This is a genomic window from Staphylococcus sp. FSL W8-0305 (assembly GCF_037966415.1).
Taxonomy (GTDB): Bacteria; Bacillota; Bacilli; order Staphylococcales; family Staphylococcaceae; genus Staphylococcus; species Staphylococcus aureus.
Genome location: NZ_CP150198.1, coordinates 178,581 through 197,400 on the forward strand (window position 1 = coordinate 178,581; position 18,820 = coordinate 197,400).

General features: G+C 28.9%; 20 protein-coding genes and 1 pseudogene. 11 read left to right on the forward strand and 10 right to left on the reverse strand.

Features of this window, described 5'->3' with window-relative positions:
* The first annotated feature begins 75 nt into the window (after nucleotides 1-75).
* Nucleotides 76-1,608 carry an NTPase gene (locus NST10_RS01090; protein ID WP_339210663.1) on the forward strand — a complete coding sequence of 511 codons (1,533 nt, stop codon included), beginning with the start codon at nucleotides 76-78 and terminating at the stop codon, nucleotides 1,606-1,608.
* 261 nt (nucleotides 1,609-1,869) lie between these two features.
* Here the strand turns inward: NST10_RS01090 and NST10_RS01095 are convergent, their stop codons facing one another.
* Together NST10_RS01095 and NST10_RS01100 are read right to left on the reverse strand one after the other, a co-directional pair.
* Entirely contained in the window at nucleotides 1,870-2,169 is a 300-nt protein-coding gene (locus NST10_RS01095) for a WXG100 family type VII secretion target (protein WP_000095390.1), read from the reverse strand.
* A 14-nt stretch (nucleotides 2,170-2,183) separates the two neighbouring features.
* Nucleotides 2,184-3,794 carry a hypothetical protein gene (locus NST10_RS01100; protein WP_001053714.1) on the reverse strand — a complete coding sequence of 537 codons (1,611 nt, stop codon included), beginning with the start codon at nucleotides 3,792-3,794 and terminating at the stop codon, nucleotides 2,184-2,186.
* Between the two features lie 42 nt (nucleotides 3,795-3,836).
* Between NST10_RS01100 and NST10_RS01105 the strand changes: the two genes are divergently transcribed.
* Together NST10_RS01105 and NST10_RS01110 are read left to right on the forward strand one after the other, a co-directional pair.
* Nucleotides 3,837-4,286 carry a DUF1433 domain-containing protein gene (locus tag NST10_RS01105; RefSeq protein ID WP_000619920.1) on the forward strand — a complete coding sequence of 150 codons (450 nt, stop codon included), beginning with the start codon at nucleotides 3,837-3,839 and terminating at the stop codon, nucleotides 4,284-4,286.
* 209 nt (nucleotides 4,287-4,495) lie between these two features.
* The gene (locus tag NST10_RS01110) at nucleotides 4,496-4,873 is read left to right on the forward strand and encodes a DUF1433 domain-containing protein (protein WP_001036447.1); all 378 of its coding nucleotides are present in this window, start codon (nucleotides 4,496-4,498) and stop codon (nucleotides 4,871-4,873) included.
* 125 nt (nucleotides 4,874-4,998) lie between these two features.
* Here NST10_RS01110 and NST10_RS01115 read toward each other — a convergent pair whose 3' ends face one another.
* Nucleotides 4,999-7,419 (reverse strand): polysaccharide lyase 8 family protein, encoded by a 2,421-nt coding sequence (locus NST10_RS01115; RefSeq protein WP_033844720.1) that lies wholly within the window; start codon nucleotides 7,417-7,419, stop codon nucleotides 4,999-5,001.
* Between the two features lie 646 nt (nucleotides 7,420-8,065).
* Between NST10_RS01115 and NST10_RS01120 the strand changes: the two genes are divergently transcribed.
* From NST10_RS01120 to NST10_RS01130, 3 genes are read left to right on the forward strand one after another with little or no spacing between them, the layout of a single operon-like run.
* The gene (locus NST10_RS01120; protein ID WP_001573978.1) at nucleotides 8,066-8,386 is read left to right on the forward strand and encodes a DUF1433 domain-containing protein; all 321 of its coding nucleotides are present in this window, start codon (nucleotides 8,066-8,068) and stop codon (nucleotides 8,384-8,386) included.
* Nucleotides 8,386-8,829 (forward strand): DUF1433 domain-containing protein, encoded by a 444-nt coding sequence (locus NST10_RS01125; protein WP_000731421.1) that lies wholly within the window; start codon nucleotides 8,386-8,388, stop codon nucleotides 8,827-8,829. The genes NST10_RS01120 and NST10_RS01125 overlap by 1 nt, the downstream gene beginning before the upstream one ends.
* Nucleotides 8,829-9,272, forward strand: a complete 444-nt coding sequence (locus NST10_RS01130; RefSeq protein ID WP_064140693.1) for a DUF1433 domain-containing protein — start codon at nucleotides 8,829-8,831, stop codon at nucleotides 9,270-9,272. The genes NST10_RS01125 and NST10_RS01130 overlap by 1 nt, the downstream gene beginning before the upstream one ends.
* A gap of 174 nt (nucleotides 9,273-9,446) precedes the next feature.
* Here the strand turns inward: NST10_RS01130 and NST10_RS01135 are convergent, their stop codons facing one another.
* Together NST10_RS01135 and pepA1 are read right to left on the reverse strand one after the other, a co-directional pair.
* The gene (locus NST10_RS01135) at nucleotides 9,447-9,548 is read right to left on the reverse strand and encodes a hypothetical protein (protein WP_001791232.1); all 102 of its coding nucleotides are present in this window, start codon (nucleotides 9,546-9,548) and stop codon (nucleotides 9,447-9,449) included.
* 122 nt (nucleotides 9,549-9,670) lie between these two features.
* The gene (gene pepA1 / locus NST10_RS01140; RefSeq protein ID WP_001801861.1) at nucleotides 9,671-9,766 is read right to left on the reverse strand and encodes a type I toxin-antitoxin system Fst family toxin PepA1; all 96 of its coding nucleotides are present in this window, start codon (nucleotides 9,764-9,766) and stop codon (nucleotides 9,671-9,673) included.
* A gap of 450 nt (nucleotides 9,767-10,216) precedes the next feature.
* On the opposite strand from pepA1, the gene NST10_RS01145 reads away from it, so the two are divergent.
* The 3 genes from NST10_RS01145 (at nucleotide 10,217) to NST10_RS01155 (ending at nucleotide 12,792) form a co-directional block, all read left to right on the forward strand.
* Nucleotides 10,217-10,663, forward strand: a complete 447-nt coding sequence (locus tag NST10_RS01145) for a DUF1433 domain-containing protein (RefSeq protein WP_000747804.1) — start codon at nucleotides 10,217-10,219, stop codon at nucleotides 10,661-10,663.
* 192 nt (nucleotides 10,664-10,855) lie between these two features.
* Entirely contained in the window at nucleotides 10,856-11,425 is a 570-nt protein-coding gene (locus NST10_RS01150) for an ImmA/IrrE family metallo-endopeptidase (protein WP_000125075.1), read from the forward strand.
* Nucleotides 11,425-12,792, forward strand: a complete 1,368-nt coding sequence (locus NST10_RS01155) for an FRG domain-containing protein (RefSeq protein ID WP_001093574.1) — start codon at nucleotides 11,425-11,427, stop codon at nucleotides 12,790-12,792. The genes NST10_RS01150 and NST10_RS01155 overlap by 1 nt, the downstream gene beginning before the upstream one ends.
* Before the next feature lie 148 nt (nucleotides 12,793-12,940).
* On the opposite strand, the gene NST10_RS01160 is transcribed toward NST10_RS01155, so the two are convergent.
* The 5 genes and pseudogenes from NST10_RS01160 to NST10_RS01180 form a co-directional block, all read right to left on the reverse strand.
* Nucleotides 12,941-13,513, reverse strand: a complete 573-nt coding sequence (locus NST10_RS01160; RefSeq protein ID WP_000414222.1) for a hypothetical protein — start codon at nucleotides 13,511-13,513, stop codon at nucleotides 12,941-12,943.
* Between the two features lie 97 nt (nucleotides 13,514-13,610).
* Nucleotides 13,611-13,955: a DUF3969 family protein gene (locus NST10_RS01165; protein ID WP_000627550.1), complete on the reverse strand. Its 345-nt coding sequence runs from the start codon at nucleotides 13,953-13,955 to the stop codon at nucleotides 13,611-13,613.
* A 40-nt stretch (nucleotides 13,956-13,995) separates the two neighbouring features.
* A complete protein-coding gene (locus NST10_RS01170) occupies nucleotides 13,996-14,622 on the reverse strand; it encodes a hypothetical protein (protein ID WP_000669038.1) in 627 nt (208 codons plus the stop codon).
* Between the two features lie 75 nt (nucleotides 14,623-14,697).
* A pseudogene (locus tag NST10_RS01175) lies at nucleotides 14,698-15,693 on the reverse strand (DUF4352 domain-containing protein).
* 80 nt (nucleotides 15,694-15,773) lie between these two features.
* Entirely contained in the window at nucleotides 15,774-16,424 is a 651-nt protein-coding gene (locus NST10_RS01180) for an excalibur calcium-binding domain-containing protein (RefSeq protein WP_001794016.1), read from the reverse strand.
* A gap of 301 nt (nucleotides 16,425-16,725) precedes the next feature.
* On the opposite strand from NST10_RS01180, the gene NST10_RS01185 reads away from it, so the two are divergent.
* The gene (locus NST10_RS01185; protein ID WP_016186903.1) at nucleotides 16,726-17,181 is read left to right on the forward strand and encodes a DUF4909 domain-containing protein; all 456 of its coding nucleotides are present in this window, start codon (nucleotides 16,726-16,728) and stop codon (nucleotides 17,179-17,181) included.
* Between the two features lie 158 nt (nucleotides 17,182-17,339).
* Nucleotides 17,340-18,818 carry an o-succinylbenzoate--CoA ligase gene (menE, locus tag NST10_RS01190; RefSeq protein WP_000348372.1) on the forward strand — a complete coding sequence of 493 codons (1,479 nt, stop codon included), beginning with the start codon at nucleotides 17,340-17,342 and terminating at the stop codon, nucleotides 18,816-18,818.
* Nucleotides 18,819-18,820 lie beyond the last annotated feature (2 nt).

Sequence of the window (18,820 nt, forward strand, 5' to 3'; positions counted from 1 at the left end):
ATAAATACATCTACTAAAAATCTTAGGAAAGTCCTAAAAAGCATGAAAAATTTCTAAGTAGTACCTTATTTAAATATGAATAACTTTTCTGATAACATATTACGTTATATTGATGATAATTCATTAAAAAAGATAAAAAATTCCCTGATGAAAAATAATAAAAGTGCTTTGCTAATAATCGATGATGTTGAAAGAATGAGTGACAAAGTAAGTTTTGAAGAATTTTTGGGATTTATTAGAAATGATTTAATTGATTATTTAGACTGTAAAGTGCTATTTATAGGAAATTTAGATGAGCTAAATAAAAAAGCGGATTTTCATAAGAATAGTGAGAAAATAATTTCTAGAATATTAAAGTTTCCTAATAATAGAGAAGTAGCAATGGATATAGTAAAAAGTAATTTACCTAAGTTATTTGTAAAGAACATCTCTACTAAAGAGCTATTTAATGGTTTTTTTGATATAAGTGATGAAAAAAAAGAAATTATTTTCGAAAAATCTAAACAAAATAATTTAAATTATAAATATTACCATTTGAATATGAGAACTTTGAATTTAGTAGTTTCAAACTTCAAGTTAATTATTAATAAAATGCAAGATGAGATTAAATATAAATCAAAAGATTTTAAAATCACCTTGTACATTTCATTATTCATTTCATTATTCATTCTGTATAATGAATTTCGAAGCGGAAATTTAGGTGAATCTGAAATTAAGGATCTTCAATTTACATATAATGATTTTAACAATTTAAATACGAAAACATCTATTGCTTTGTTTAAATATTTATACAAAAATAATGAACTAGCAAATTATGTCTTTTTTGATATAGAGCTAAAGAACTTATTATTATATGGTATTTTTGATGAATCAATTTTTTTGAAAAATATAACGAATAACTTCAAAGAAGAAGATGCTAAAGCTGATTTATTAAATGTATTAAAAGAATTCTTTAAATTAAGTGAAAGTGAACTACTTGAAAAAGAAATTCAAGCTATAGAAATAATAAAAGATAAAAACAATGAAAATTTTAATTATAAAGTAAAAGCTTATTTATCTTTATTAAATTTAAAAGGAAAAAACTTATATTTAATAGATGGCATTAAAATTAGCGAATTAGAAGATGAATTAGTGGATAATTACGATTTGCATCAGAATAATTTAATAGTTGGAGATACGATAAATAGACTAGATTTAGTTAGCTTTTCAAACGAGCAACTATATGAAGAAATCAAAAGTTTAAAAGACCGTTTAATAAATAAAAGAACAACTTTGATGACTTCTATATATAACCAATACTTAGAAACTATTTTAAATGGTGACTTTACAAATAGAACTAAATTAAAAGAAGCGTATATTGGAATGAAAGATATAGATACTATAGAAATAATCTATAATAATTTAAACAAAGTATCAAATGAGCTTAAAAGTAGTAATGAGAAAATTATTAATTTAAGTGCATTCATTAAAGATAATCATTGTAATAATGATGATAATATTCAATTAGAATATATTATAGGTGAGATGAAAAAATTAAAAGATGGTACTAAAGATAGAGTTACACAAATGTGTTTTAGCATGTTGATCGATACACTGAAAGATATATAGGTGAATAATAGACATATTAATTTGTTTAATAGGATAAATATATAAAGAGTATGCTTCTTTTTAAATAGTGACTTAATAAGAATATAATTAAATTATACATTTAAATTGGCAAATCTGTACTATGATAAAATTGTAGTTTTTATTAATGATACTAAAATAAGTTAGATAAGAAATAAAAATTAAAATCCCTTCACTATTTGTTTAGCGAGGGGATTTTAGTAATGTATAAAAAAGTACAGATAAATTAATAATTTCTCAATATCATCCATTTATCTTCAATGTATTTAATAGGGTCTCAAATTTTTGTTTAAGATTTTCGTTATTGTTTTTGAGTTTATTTATACTTTGTTGGGCTGCTTCGCTTGCTTTTCCTTCAAATGTACCTTCTAAACTTTGCGAAGAATTATTAATTGTTTCAATGATTTCATTTAATGTTTGAAATTTTAATGCTACATTATTTTTAGCATTGCTAACCATATTATCAGTACTATTACGCATTTCTTGCTTTAATTGTTGTAATCTAGCTTCTTCTTGACTTTTCTTTGCATCTTTTGAGCTCATATAAATTACCCTCTTTAACTAAATAGTCCAAAAACATCGCTTTCTTCTAAATCTTTTTCTTCGAATTTATTTGCAGCAAATTCTAGTTTTTCAGCAAATTGTAGCAAGTCTTTTTTGTTTTGATCTAATGCCTGAATTAAGTCATCCATTAAACCACTATTATAAAACTTGAAATTACCTGAACTTCCCTCAACTGATAAAATCTCCATATACTGTTCAAGATCGTTAGGTGTTATAAATTCATGTGAACCGCTTAGAAGCTCTGATTGATATTTATCTAAAATGCGATTAGCCCCTGACATTGTTTCTTCTCTATATTCATCCAATGCAGTAATTATTTGTGTATACAAAAATAGTCTATCACGAATTGTGCTAGCGATATTACGCACTTCATCAGGCTGAATTATTACTTTTTTGCCTGAATTTTTGGAACTACTTTTGGTTTTTTTAACAGAGATTTTCTTTTCTGCTTTTAATTTTTTACTATCGCCTCTTTTGGGAATTAATGGTTCGTCCTCATCATTTAATTCATCATCAAAAGGATTTAAATCAATGCTTAAATCTTCTTTTTGTTTATTATTAAATCCTTCTATATCAAGGTCATTTGATTCGAATAATTTATCTTTTTTATTGAGAATAGCAAAAGGATCAAAATCATTTTCACTTGTTCTATTTAATATAGAACTATCGATTTTAATAGAGTCGAAAAATCTGCTTTTTATACCAAATGGGTCAAATAATTGAAATCTATTATTAAGAGATTGGTCATCATTAAATTGTTCAAGTTCTGGCATTTCCTTCACATTACCATCTGCATCGAAATCATTGTAAGATTTAAGCGTGTGTTGACCAATCAAAGGAAGGTTAGTTATAAATCCATCATAATGTGGCATTGATGTAATATTTTTGCCAATACGAGGATTAAAAAAATTCAAATTATTAATAGGATCATCAAAATGGCCAATATTGCGTATTTTTGAATCATAGACACCATTATCAATGTCTTTTTTAAAGTCTCCAGTAAATGAATGGTATACGTTAGGTGCTGCAAACGTTGTACCGTTATCCAGATTATGTTTTATTAAATTATATTGAGCTAAAAACGCACCTAAACTATGTCCTAATGGGTGAATTTCACTATCTGGATATTTCTTTTTAACTGATTCAGTAAAAGCATCACTTTCGTCCATTTGAGTCGGTGCAAACTTAGCTGCCCATAGATCACCGAAAAGTGCTTTATTATTTAAATTAGAAGAAAAACTAAAAAGGTCATTTTTATCTTTTATTGTATTGTATTTTTTGTGAATAGTTGAGTTTTTTAAATCTTTATAATGATTATTAATTTTTAGATTATTTGTGTTATGATGAATGGGAAGTTGTAAATCAGTACGAATATCATTTAGACTATATGGGTCAGTGCCAGCGTAACCTATTAAAAGTTGACTCTTATCAACTTTACCTTTGATTACTGGAGCGAAAACATATGCTCTAAACCCATTCTGGGTATCGTCGCGTTTTTCGATGACTTTGTAATCTTGGCCAAGAAAGTCGTATGTTTGATCTTTATCTAAATTTTCATAAGACATATCGGAAACACTTCTTGAAAGAGCGTCTGAAAGATTCAAAATAAAAACTCCTTTATTAAAAATTTAAAAGTGAGGTAAAATATGATTCGGAAAACTAAAGTTATTATTTTAATTATTATTTTAATTATAGCAATATTAATGATGTTTGCATATATGTCGCACAAGCAAAAAAAAGAACATTATATCGCCATTCAAGAAAAAAGAATTGATTTGTTTTTTAAACATAACTTAAATAATTATAAAAATATGAAAGTGACAGATTTCCATAAAACTCCAATGGGTGGGTATTTCATTGTAGGTTATATAAATGATGATAAAAAATATAAATTCCAAGCAAGTATAGATTCGGGAAGCAATAATCAATATCAGAAAAATATTGGTTACCATGATGATAAATTAGGCAAATTATTTAAAGAAAAAGACCCTAAATATAAACTCTCAGTCGATGAAATAATTGAAAAAGAACACTTGGACAAAAATGAATATGAAGCCGATCCACCGTTATTTTTCTTTTCAGGTCCAATTGAATAAATGTTATGGATAGAATGGATGAAAAATATAATTATTTAAATTTTAAAGTAAACCTGATCATGATTTAAGATTATAAGAAAGAAAAATTGACTAATGTTAAAACCAACAGTCATATGATTTGCAACGTTTATACAATCATCGTAAAACTCAGTATGCTTAATTTATTTAAAATGTTTGTCAATAAGTCCAGTGAAAAGGAGATTGATTTTTTGAATAAAAAATCTCTTATGATTGTAATTATAATTTTAATATTGATTCTAGGCGGAATCTTTTTGAAGATGAAATACGACGAAAAGAAATATTATGATGAACAAAAAGAAAGAATAACGATTTATATGAAGCACAATGTGAAAGGTTATAAAAATATAAGCTTTACTAATTGTAAAGAAAACCCAATGGATGGCTATTCTATTAGTGGTTATATAAATAATGATAGAAAGTTATCATTTACAGCTGGCATAAGATCTATTGATGATTTTCAATTTGATACTGATATTTCTTATACAGATGAATTGGGTAGAAAATTTATTAAAAATCCTAAGTCAGTTTCTGAAATAAAGAAAGAGCTAAATACGTCCAATAAATAATTGTTCATATTGTGATGAAACAAAAATATATAAATCAATAGATGACTTTAACTATGATATAAAATCTTGCAATGCTTATAAAATCTCGACACTATAAAAATGTTATAGTGCCGAGATTTTCTTAATTATTTAGTTAATTCAAAGTTTACACCAGCATCATTAGAGTTTATGACACTTTTATTAGTTATGGTGTAACCTTTAATAAAAATTTTTGATTCTATATTTGAAGCGGTATTTGTAGTTTCAGGATTATAGAAGCTACATTTATATGCTTTATCATCTTTCTTTTTAATTACAAACATGCCTTTTTCTTTTAATTCAACAGTAATTCCGTTTATATCAAAAGATTTAGTATTATCACTATAATTAACCCCAGCAAATACGCCATCATTATCTTTTATCACATGAAAATCTTCATCTTGTTTAACAATACTTACATTATTATTCTTCGATTTAAAATCACTTTTTGATAAACCAGGATACAAAACATATGCATATTTACTGTCAGATGTATTATGTGTTTGAGTTACTTCATAATACTCATCTTTTTTGTCATCTTTTTTTTGACTTTTATTAATTTCACTCCACTTACCAGTATGACTTTCTTTTTTTACAGTTATTTTTGGCTTGTCTAAGAAATGATAACCAATGTTCTTTTTAGTATCGTTGGACTCTAAAAAGACTGAATGGGTTTCCTGAGCATTAACATCTGAAGTGGTAATTTCAATATCATCTTTAAATAATTTATACCCATTTGCTTTGCGATTTTCAACACTTGTAACTGGATTCTTTGATGAATCAGTACTTTTAATGCCAGTTCCTAAGAAGACAATTTTATCGTTTAATATGAAATATGATTTTTTGGCAGTTAAAGTTTTGTCCTGATTTTCAAAATCCATACCGATGCTTGCGTATTTATTATTTAATTTTGTCCCGCCAACAAAAGATTTATCATTCTTAGTATTAGTAGATGGCATATCATTTAAAGTAGTAGTGCCTGGAAGACAAGTCATATCGGCTGTTGCCCAGAAGTTATCGCGATAGTGTTTGACATCGCTGTTATATAAATAAGACATGCCTGCACCGGTGTGCCAACCTTTTAAGTTCTCTCCGTTGATATTTTCGTATCGTGCGATGTTTTTCGATGTCATACTTAAACCAAATGCAAAGTCCAGGTCTTTATTGTGATAGGTGACACGATCCATGTCATTATATATTTTAAGTTGCTGTGTTAAATCGTTTTTAGAAATAGTACTATCATTCATTAACTTTTTCATTTTAGCTATGTCTGAATATGAATTTAAATAATTATTTTGGTTGTAACTTGAATCAGAATTAACAGAAGTTTTAACGATTTGCTTATATCTAGTTTTTGTTGAATCATCCATGGTATCATTCAACCTCAACAATGATTTCATTACAGTCGCTGACGCTGTATGACTCGTTTCATTTTCACGACTGATAGCTCTACCTCGTGATAAATCCATCATTTCACCTTTATAGATTAATGGCATAAACCCTTCGTCAATCCAATTGCTTAATGTAGCATTATCTTGTGTAGTTTTAAAAGGAGATTCTTTTATCATCGGCATCATTTGAGAAATACCCTCTAATAGTACAACACCATAAGCACCAGTGTAAGGGACATCTTGATGATCAATGTAAGAGCCATCTTTATAGAATCCATTGCGACCTTTACCAGTGGCAGAATCTTGAACATAAGTGAACACTTTATTAAAAGAATCTATAGACTTTTTCAACATATCTACATCTTCTTCAATAACACTTTCTAAAAGTTTTACTTTAGAAATGTCCACTAAATTTCCACCTTTAGCATCTTCTGATTCACCAACAGAAGATAAAATTTTGTCACTGGATGGTGCATATGTACTAATAGGTTTTGAATAATTTTTCATTTCATCTTTAGTGAGCATATCATCCATTAGAAGTAGTGTATTTGTTAATGCTCTTGGCGTACCAATTTCATAATCCCACCAATTCAATGAGTTATTCTTGGGTGTAGTTTGCCCCTTACGATTTTTAGTTAAATCCTCGACTTTTTGAGAAGGATTCTTGCCATAAACATTTTTGTGCATCCAATCTAGGGCTTCTTTTATTTTCAACTTGTTTTCAACTGTTTTTAATACCGTATTCTTATGTTGCATTGCTTCTGCGATTTTCTCGATATTACGATAGGTTTTTGTCATGTGAGAAGAATTAGTTTCAAGGTTTTCAGCTCCTGACCACAAATATGTTCTATTCGTATCAGTTTTCATGTCATCAAGTAACTTCTTGGCTTCTTTTTCTTTAGCATCAAACTTCTTCTTCATATCTTGATTATTCTCATCATACTGATCATAACCGTAGTTAACGTCGAGCCACGTCTTCTTCAATTTTTCATAATCTGGCGTTTGAACATTCGTATCAGCCACAGCGATTTGATGTTTATCAACATTTCTAAATTCACCATTATTTAAAGCAATCACTCCGGTCATTAATAACGTAATGGTGGATAATTTTTGCCATTTCTTCATTTTATTTGTCATTGACATGTCTCCTTTTTTGCGTGTGTGCAATTGATATTAGGATTAATTAATGATTCAACTTTCCAAAGGATTGGGAAATTCGTTGATGCATGGAAACCATCAGTCACCATGAGATTTATTTAATATCTAAAAATGTAAAGAAATTAAAATTGGAAAATTAAATATTAATAATCTTATCGATTATAGCATTTTAAATAATTAATTTATACAATATTTAAAGTAATTAAAATTGATGTAAAGTAAAATGTTAGAAAAGAGACAAATTTTGATTTAAGTAATAAAATGATAAGTGAACTTAAAAAGATATTAATTTAGAATAAGATTGCTATTTTATACATAATACGAAAAGTAAATCAGCGCGACTTTATGTATTTAATACTATGTCAAGCAAGTAATTTTTAAAAGGTATTTTGAAACAACGAATCATGAGAGGCGTTGAACATAGAAAAAGATAGCATGTCAAAGTAAATTGGTTTTTGAAATCTAAAATCTATAAGAAATAAATACTACACTAGGGGATTAAAATGAAAAAGAGATATGTATTTGTGGTAGTTGTTGCAATATTAATAGGCCTAATTATTATTGCATATGCGCATAATAAGCAAAAAAAGACCATTACATTGAGACACAAGAAAAGCGGATAGATTTGTATTTTAAGCATAATCTTAACAATTATAAAAATATGAAGGTGACAGATTTCCATAAAACTCCGATGGGTGGGTATTTCATTATAGGTTATATAAATGATGATAAAAAATATAAATTCCAAGCAAGTATAGATCCGGGAAGCGATAATCAATATCAGAAAGATATTGGTTACCATGAAGATAAATTAGGCAAATTATTCAAAGAAAAAGATCCTAAATATAAACTCTCTGTCGATGAAATAATTGAAAAAGAACACTTAGACAAAAATGAATATGAAGCGGAATCACCTTTATTCTTCTTTTCGGGGAGATTAGAGTGATGAAAAAGAAATATATTTTAATATTACTTATAGTAATTTTAATAGGACTGCTAGTCATTGCTTATACGCACAATAAGAAAACTAAAGACCATTACATTGAGACGCAAGAAAAACGAATAAATTTATATTTTAAGTATAACCTTAATAATTATAGCTCTATGAAAGTTACTAGTTTTAAAAAGACGCCTATGGGTGGCTATATTGTGGATGGATATGTTAATCACAACAAAAATTATGATTTTAAAGTTCTCATCTCTGTAACTGACAATCATCAATTTGAAGATAGCATAGGATACGATGATAAGACATTTGGTAAATTATTTAAAGAAAAAGACCATAAAAATGAATTAAAACCTAAAGATATTATAAAAAAAGAACACTTGGATAAAAGTGAATATGAAGCAGAACCACCACTGTTCTTCTTTTCAGGGAGATTAGAGTGATGAAAAAGAAATATATTTTAATAATAGTTAGTGTAATTTTAATAGGTATGATAGTTATTTCATATGCACATAATAAACAAAAAAAAGACCATTACATTGAAACACAAGAAAAGAGAATAGATTTATTTTTTAAGTATAACCTGAATCATTATAAGTCACTTAAAGTAACGAGATTTAAAAAGTCGCCAATGGACAGTTATTTTATAGGTGGTTATATAAATAACAATAAAGACTATGAATTCCAAGCTTTTATTAATGTAGGTGGTAGAAAGCAATTTCAAAGAGATATAGGATATGACGAAGAAAAACTTGGAAAACTATTAAAAGAGCAAGAAGTAAAAACTTGGAAAACCGTCGATCAAATAATTAAAAATGAACACTTAGATAAAAGTGAATATGAAGCGGAACCACCGTTGTTTTTCTTTTCAGGATCACTGGATTAGATTCGGTTGTATGGTGTAATAAAAATTATTATTATCCTCACAATCATTAAAGGACAAGAGTATTTTAAAAAATCATTACATAACATACAAATTTTGGTTATGGAAGTTACAATCATTTGCGCAATCGAATATTATTATGTTTAAAACTTTACGCTCCAAAAAGTAAAAAGGAAGTTAAGCAATGTTTAGTTGCCTAACTTCCGATATTGAACGCATCAGTCCAATTTGGCATAGAGCACTCTTTAGTTCTTGATGTTTCTCTTTAAAACCTTGCATATTTTACAAAAAGAAAAATTAGCAGTATAATTGAGATAACGAAAATAAGTATTTACTTATACACCAATCCCCTCACTATTTGCGGTAGTGAGGGGATTTTTATTGGTGCGGCTATATGTCACCTATTTTGTATTGCGTCTACTTAGCCAATAAGAAAAAAACGCAATGGCACAGCCACTGATGACTGGTGCTATGATGTGAACGAAAATAAGCATCACCTTATACACCTCCTCTCTGCGTCTAAATTGACGCCTGAGAGATAGGCGACTCTACTATTATATCATCTAATTGGACAAATTCTATGATAGTAGATTTTGTTAATTTAAGAAAGAAGAACATTTAGTTCAGAGTTTAAGTTATAAATGGTTAGATTATATGAAAATGGTAAGCCAAGGAATGAAATTATACGCGAGTATGATTTAACATCTTTGATGTTAGGAAAAACAGCATTTTCATTTCGCCATTTTCCTACATTTTATAAACCCATATATAACAGCGTTATTTTATGTATTTATAATTATGTCAAGCAAATAATTTTTAAAAGTATTTTGAAACAACGTTTCATGAGGGGCGTAAACGGAACATAGAAAAAAGATAGCATGTCAAAGTGAATTGTTTTTTGAAATCTAAAATCTATAAGAAATAAATACTAAACTATGGGGGTTAAAATGAAAAAGAGATATGTATTTGTGGTAGTTGTTGCATTATTAATAGTACTAATTGTTATTGCATACGCGTTTCACAAAAGTAAAAAAGAACATTATATTGAGACACAAGAAAAGCGAATCGATTTATATTTTAAGCATAACCTGAATCACTATAAGTCTATGAAAATAACAAAGTTTCAAAAAAGCCCTGTGAATGCTTACTTTATTAAAGGATATATAAATAATGATAAACAATATAAATTTCAGGCATATATAAATACAGGAGATGAAGGAAATCAGTTTAATAGTAGCATAGGATATAAGGAAGAAAAAATAGGGCGATTATTGAAAGAGAAAGATGCTAAAGACCGATTAACAGTGGATGAAATAATTGAAAAAGAACACTTAGACAAAAATGAATATGAAGCCGAGCCACCGTTGTTCTTCTTTTCGGGATCGTTGGATTAGATTCGGTTGTACAGTGAAAAAATATTTTATTATTAATTTTAGTGATTAAAACAATAAATGTAAGTAAAGATATGCGCATATTTAATTAGTGACTAAAATAATGAAAGTTAGACTGGTTATTTTAAGCTTTAGAATATAAAATATAATTAATAGATAGAGAAGATTAACAATATCTTTTAGGAGGCGATTTTTATGACTGCCATTGACAAAGTTTATTATGAAGATGTATTAGAAGATGACATACTTAATCTGCTTAAACCATATATACAGGGGAAAGAAAAGGAACTTTATATCACTTCTGATAATTTTGCAATTGATTTAAATAAAGTGACCGCATTACTGGATTTAAAAATTCAGTATGAAGATTTGGATGATGATGTTTCGGGTTATATTGATGAAAGAACTATTTATGTAAATAAAAATCATTCTAGTAATAGAAAAAGATTTACAATTGCCCATGAAATAGGACATTTTTTACACAATCATAAAAATAAAATCAAATATAGAAATAATAGTTATGCATATGACACTGAAGAAATGATTGAAGAAAGGGTGGCTAATGACTTTTCAGCTAATTTACTAATGCCCAAAAAGCAAATGGAAGCTTTAGTATATAAGTTTTACAAGGAAAATAATATTAATTTAACTTCTGGTTTATCAATTTCAGAAAGAGAAGAGTTAATTAACTATATTGCAATTAAGTTGGAAGTTTCTAAAATAGCAGCTGGGATTAGACTTTATAATTTAGGGTTGGATAAATAATGAATACTAAATATTTATATTTAAATTTCGATAAAATTTATGAAGAAAAAGATTTTTTCAACGTTTTACATGTAGACATTAACCTTAAAATATCAGAAATAAAGGAAAGTAATGAAGTATTATATAGTATTGATTCAATTACTTGTAAGAAATTGAATCATTATGATCCAAAATTAGAATCATACAGAGACAGTATATATTTATTGAATGAACGTCTAAATAATTATAATTTTAATGGTAAAAAAGAATGGAAATTATTTTACTTGTATAAAGAATTAATCCAAACTTTTGAAATATTATATGATGATACTTCAACCACGAATTATTATAGAGGTCAAGCAAATGATTGGCCAATGAAAGCAGGATTATTAAGAAATGATATAATAGATGATTTAAAAAAAGAGTTTGAGAATATATACGAAGATATGGCTTATAAGTACCCAGATTTAATAGAGTATACGTGCTTAAATAAAAAAGAATATAAAGCAGAAGATTTTAAAAAAAGAGAAAACAATATGGCTTATTTACAACATTATGGGCTAAGAACTACATTAATTGATATTACTGAAAACCCCTTTATAGCGCTCCTATTTTTAACTTCTAACTCACAAGTGTTTAACAATGCAACCTTAGACATGTATAATATCAATCCTAAAATACACAGCGAACAAAATTTGTTTTCAAGAGTAAAAATGATTAGTAAAAACAAAAGAATAATAGCTCAAAAGGGTGCGTTTTTTAACTTCGAAAAGCTATTGATTTTTCAGAATGAACAAAATGTAAATAGAGATAAAATTAATAAAATACCTCTAGTTCGTTTAAAGTTAAATTTTTCATATGACTATAAAGAAAAATTAAAAAGGGAGTTAAATCAAACGCAATCTGCTTTTCAAAAACTAAAAATAACTAGAGAAGAGAAATTGAAAAATCATAAGAGTAGAATTAAAGAAGACCTCAAAAGAATACGCAATTTAACTATGAAAACTGAACATGACATGGATAGTGAAAAATCTAATGATTACAAAGAGGAATTGGAATATTTAATTAAACGAATCTTAAAAGATGAAAGCGTTATTAAAATAGATAAAGAAATGGAAGACTTAAAAAAGAAAAAACTATATTTAGATGCAAGGTTGAAAAAAGAGGAAATCTTGACTAGTGAATATTTAAGGCCTGAGATTTGTAAAGAATTAAGGGAGAAATTAAAACAGTATCATTATGTTGAAAGTGAATTATTCCCTGACGTATACAGACATATAGGTTATATTCAATCTAATTTTCTATCAAATCAAACAAATAATCGTACTATTAATAAAAATAATATATCAGAAAATCTAGTCGATTTATTAAAACTAAAAGAAAACTAATACAATTCAAGACCATGCAAACTCATTTATAAACATTGTCCGTTTATAGAGAGGTATGCGTGGTCTATTTTTATAAAATATATTTAATTACAGGTTTAAACATCTATAACAAAATCTCAACAGCAAAAAATAAATCTCCATTAATCATTTATCTAGACTCAAGGAAATCATATATTTCTATGCCTTTTAACATATCGTCAATTTTAATGAGTAATTTCTCTACTAATATTCCAGGCAAATAGGCACGTGCTTTGGTGGCTTGCATCCATGCTGGTTTTGGATTATATTCGCCAATGTACCAATCAATGACTGTTGGTTTGATCATTTGACATAATCCAGCCACACCAAATTGGCCATTGGATTCTTTTGTAATAATTGCATGTAAAATTAAATGCTCGATTAAATCGCAGTAAACTAAGTTTTCTTTCTTTTGATAATTGTATGAGTACTTAAATTCGGAAATGAATCTTAGGTCAGATAAGTTTTGGAATTTGTCCTCGCTTATGTGATGACAATATAATCCTTCGCTAGCTCTAGTGTATTTTCCTTTTGAAATACTTTTGATTTCTCCATTTAAAAATCGTGTGTATGATTTTTCCTTATAATAGTCATCGGTTACAGCGCCATATTTATTTAAAAGGTATGCTACAGCTTGCGAGTAAGTAGCGTCTAATAATTGACTATATTCATTATATTTAGCTGTATATTCGTTTTTCTCCATTTCAATAAACCTCTTTTCAAACTTTATAAAATGAAATACTTGTAATTTAGAAAGAATAAAATCAATATCCACATAGTTAGGTTCTACTTTTATATGTCTATTTCTCTTGCATAATGCGCCAATTGATTAATATTTTGTCATTGAATTCTACATTTTTGTATTGTTTTAATAGTTCTTCAGTTCTTTGTAAACAGACTGTAACTGTATCATCAATTGATAAATTAAATGCTGAAAAGTCTTCTAACTCTGTCCCTTTGTGAATTAAATCGATAATGTCTGGTTTCACACCTAGGGTAGAGAGTGTTTCCATCATATAAGGTGTAAAGAGCGTATGCTCTGCATTGTCGATTGAAATAATACCGAGTTTAAGTTGATTAAAAAGACCATGCATAGTCATTAAGGTGTATTTTTCAAGTTGTTGTATATTTTCAAATGTTATCATAGCGGTTCTCCTAAAAATTACGATTAATCAAAGTATACCCTTATTTAACTTTAGTTTCTGCTGAATTATTTTCACGGTTATCGTGTTTTTCTTCTTTATTAACAGCATTTTTATCGTTTTTATCATCGACTTTTTGATCTGGTAAGTCATTTTGAATGGCTTTGTTATTGTCAATATCATGATGTTGAATGTCTTCCGACTCATTATCCATTTCAGCTTGATCATTCATACCTGGGTTGTATTTAGGGCTTCTCTTTTTAAATGCTTCAAATTCTTCTTTATCTTTTTCTGACATATCATCAAAAATATTAATAATCGTACCATTGTGTCGATTAACAATAGCGCAACGTTTTAATGGTGTGCCAACTGCATCGCGGACTAGATGTTCAACATAATATTCATGTTCATTACTTCGTTCAAGATTTGTTTTATAATTTAATGTTTGATTTTCGTTAGCACCTCTTGCTTTGTAATCGTTTCGAACGATATCTTCGGCTTCTTGTGGAGTCATTTGCTTTTCTGTATTTGACTGTGTAGTGTTATCAGTTTGTTGCGTCTTTTTATTAGTGTCATTTGATTTACTACTATTTTCTTTATGTTGATTAGCACCACAGGCGGTTAATAGTGACAATGATAATGTGATTGCAACGATAGCTTTGAATTTCATTTTTTTATCTCCTTGATTTGATTATGTATAATTAATTTTTCCGTAAAAGAAGGGTAGCCGAGCTACCCTGAAATTTTATTCTGTTGAAGCGTCGTACATGCTATCTTCATTGTGAATATTTTGGCTAGGAGGTGCTTCACTAGTGGTAGGTTTGCTATGGGGCATGGGCTCTACAGGAGCAGTTTCCTCATTAGATTCACTTTTTTCTACACTAGAATTATCACTTTTAGACGCATTCTGCTTATCCTCATCTTTACTAGACTTTTCGCTATCTTCAGAATCAGTATCCGCACTAGAAGTTGTAGCAGGTGTAGTAGCCGAAGCTTCATAACTTACATTATCGCTATTTGAACTCGCAACAGCTACTTCTGTATCTTGCTTGTCTTTTTTAGCTTTTGATGTTTTTTTAGCATCGGATAAATCAAATGTAATCTTCTTGACGCTAAATAAACTAGAAATAACTTCTAATTTTTTATCTTTTGCGTTGGCTATGTTTTCTGACACATCGAAAACAATTTTACCTTGAGCAGTGCTATCTGGATTTATACGCTGTAAGAAAAATGAATTTTCTATACTACCATTGTCACTTTGATTAGCAGACATTGAACCTGTATTATCTGCTTCAAATGTTTTATCACCGGATTTTAGCTTAAACATTGAACTATCAATTGTTAACGCTTCTTTACCTTTGTTTTTAATCGTCACATCAGTAACGACAAATATACCTTTAGCGTTTGTTGGTGCAAGAGATGGTCCTACAGATTTCATAGTTTCCACTGAATTTACAGTGACTTCAAGGTCGCCATTTTTAACAGTTTCACCGATTTTATGGGTTTTGTTCGTTTCTTTAGAACTATTTCCGCCAAGGTTACCTGTAATACCAGCTGTACAAGCTGAAATACCGATGATAATTAAAATGAATAATACTAGACAACCACCACAGCCTCAGAACCATCCTTTTTTAGATTTCTTTTGTCCGTATTGCTGGTTCTGTTGGTTTTGTTGATTTTGGAAAGCTTGGAATTGTTCCCATTGTCTTCGCTCTTCTTCGCTTTTGAATTGATTGCTCATGCCTAAAAAATCTCCCTCATTATTTACTATGTGATTAGTGCATAAAGCTAAATACAATTTGAATTCAATTCGCTTGTTGTTTAATATTTATCAGGTTCACATGCACGTTTATCTTTATCTCTATCTAAATGTGGTCGATATGCTGGATGATCGGCAGTGACACCATTCGGATATACTTGTCTAAGTTGCTTACAATTAGCAAATGATTGTTGCTTGTTTGTTTCAGTTGATGGTGAAGTCTTAGGTTGCGTGGATTGATGATGGTCACTTGGTTGTTGCTTTTCTTTTAAATCATCTTTCAAGTCATCTTGTGATTCTTCTTCTGCAACGTTTGGTGTGTTAATTTCATCATCTGATTGATCTGTTGTTGTTATTTCATCAATTTCATGTTGATTATTTTCAGTATTTTCATTTGCGGGTACTTCTTCGGTTGATTGTAAATCCTTATCTGTTTCTGATTCTGATTTTTCTTCAGGCATATTTTCACTTTTATCTTCGTCTTTTTGAGTTAATTGCGTTTTTGATGATTGATTACTAGTGGAATTGTCATTATTACTAAACATCATTGAACAGGCTGATAATAAGATAATTAATATAATAAAAGAAATAAGGCAACCGCCGCATCCTTTTAACATGCCACGTCTTTCAGAATTTTTAGCAGATTGGTTTTGATTCTTGTTGTTCTCTGTATTCAAAGGTAAATCTCCTCTATATTTATATGTTATTTTCATGATTTACTACATAAAACCTGGATGCATTTAAGAGGGAGTTATTAAGTGTAAAACGCTTTCACTATATCACATAATCATATTTTACCAAATTAGTAGTGGAAATACTTTATTTTTTTCAAAACTTTAAAAATATTTTTGGATTGTAGGAATGCTAATTTAATAATTGTAAAGTTGTATTACTGCTTAAAATGACACGAACATGACAATATCATTTAATAAAATAATAAATTTAATTTGATATAATATAGTGTAATTATTTTTAGAGGTGTTGCTTTTGAAAAAGTTTTTAAAATTCAAGGGGATGAAAATATGTTTAATGCTATATCTACTGATTTTTTTAAGTAGTTGTGGCACAAACAATAAAATAGTAGGCCAACGATTTGAAATACAACAACATAATGAAATAATAGGTAGAATTTACTTTTCAGCAGACTATGCACATATAAGAGGTATAGAAAAAGGCACTGTAAAATATTTCGTAGATAAAGTAGGCAGCAAACGTTACTTATTTATTGAATATATTCCGGATAATGTATTGAATTGCAAGCCGGACTTTTGGAAAACGTTAAAATATAAAAAGGACAAGGTAACATATTATGTATATCTCATTGAAAATTTAGATGATGAACTATTTCATTTAAGTGCATTACAAGATATGAATCATAGACCGATTGACATTGCAGATGATGTGGCAACAATGGATAAATCACCACATCAGAATGACAGAATAACACTAAAATTAAATAAAAATAACTGATAATAGTAGACGAATGATATAACGATATGTATTGAGCATTATAACAATCATATCAATGCATCAATTCGTCTACTTTTTTATATTTTTAAACATAACCACTGCTAGAATGTCATAAAATCGTTATAATTATAATGTAAATGATTTTGGAGGAATAGCGCATGGACTTTTGGTTATATAAACAAGCACAACAAAATGGACATCATATTGCGATAACAGACGGTCAAGAATCTTATACTTATCAAAATTTATACTGTGAAGCGAGTCTATTGGCTAAAAGGCTCAAGGCTTATCAACAATCTCGTGTCGGGCTATACATAGATAATTCGATTCAATCAATCATTTTAATACATGCATGTTGGTTGGCAAATATTGAAATTGCGATGATTAATACAAGGTTGACACCTAATGAGATGACGAATCAGATGAGGTCAATCGATGTACAATTGATTTTTTGCACCTTGCCACTGGAATTGCGAGGGTTTCAAATTGTATCGCTGGATGATATTGAATTCGCTGGAACGGATATTACAACGAACGGTTTGTTGGACAATACAATGGGTATCCAATATGATACATCGAATGAAACTGTGGTGCCGAAAGATTCGCCGTCCAACATATTAAATACATCATTTAATTTAGATGACATTGCATCGATTATGTTTACATCAGGGACAACTGGTCCTCAAAAAGCGGTGCCGCAAACGTTTCGTAATCATTATGCCAGTGCAATCGGATGTAAAGAGAGCTTGGGATTTGATCGTGATACTAATTGGCTATCTGTCTTGCCGATTTATCATATTTCGGGTCTCAGTGTACTTTTAAGAGCTGTTATTGAAGGATTTACTGTGCGCATTGTTGATAAATTCAATGCCGAACAAATTTTAACGATGATAAAAAATGAACGCATCACACACATTTCGCTTGTGCCACAAACTTTAAATTGGCTTATGCAACAAGGTTTACATGAACCTTATGATTTACAAAAAATATTACTCGGCGGTGCTAAACTATCTGCCAGTATGATAGAGACGGCATTACAATATAACCTGCCAATTTATAATTCATTTGGCATGACTGAGACATGTTCGCAATTTTTAACAGCAACACCGGAAATGTTGCATGCACGTCCTGACACTGTAGGAATGCCAAGTGCCAATGTAGACGTAAAAATTAAAAATCCTAATAAAAAAGGTCATGGAGAATTAATGATTAAAGGCGCCAATGTGATGAATGGATATTTGTATCCAACAGATTTAACGGGTACGTTTGAAAATGGTTATTTTAATACGGGTGACATTGCTGAAATAGATCATGAAGGTTATGTCATGATTTATGACAGACGTAAAGATTTAATTATTAGTGGCGGTGAAAATATTTATCCATATCAAATTGAAACGGTAGCGAAGCAATTTCCAGGTATCATTGACGCAGTATGTGTAGGGCATCCTGATGATACTTGGGGACAAGTACCTAAATTATATTTTGTCAGTGAAAGTAACATTTCAAAGGCACAATTGATTGCATATTTATCACAACATTTAGCGAAATATAAAGTACCGAAACACTTTGAAAAGGTTGATACTTTACCTTATACATCAACAGGTAAATTACAAAGAAATAAGTTGTATAGAGGATGATT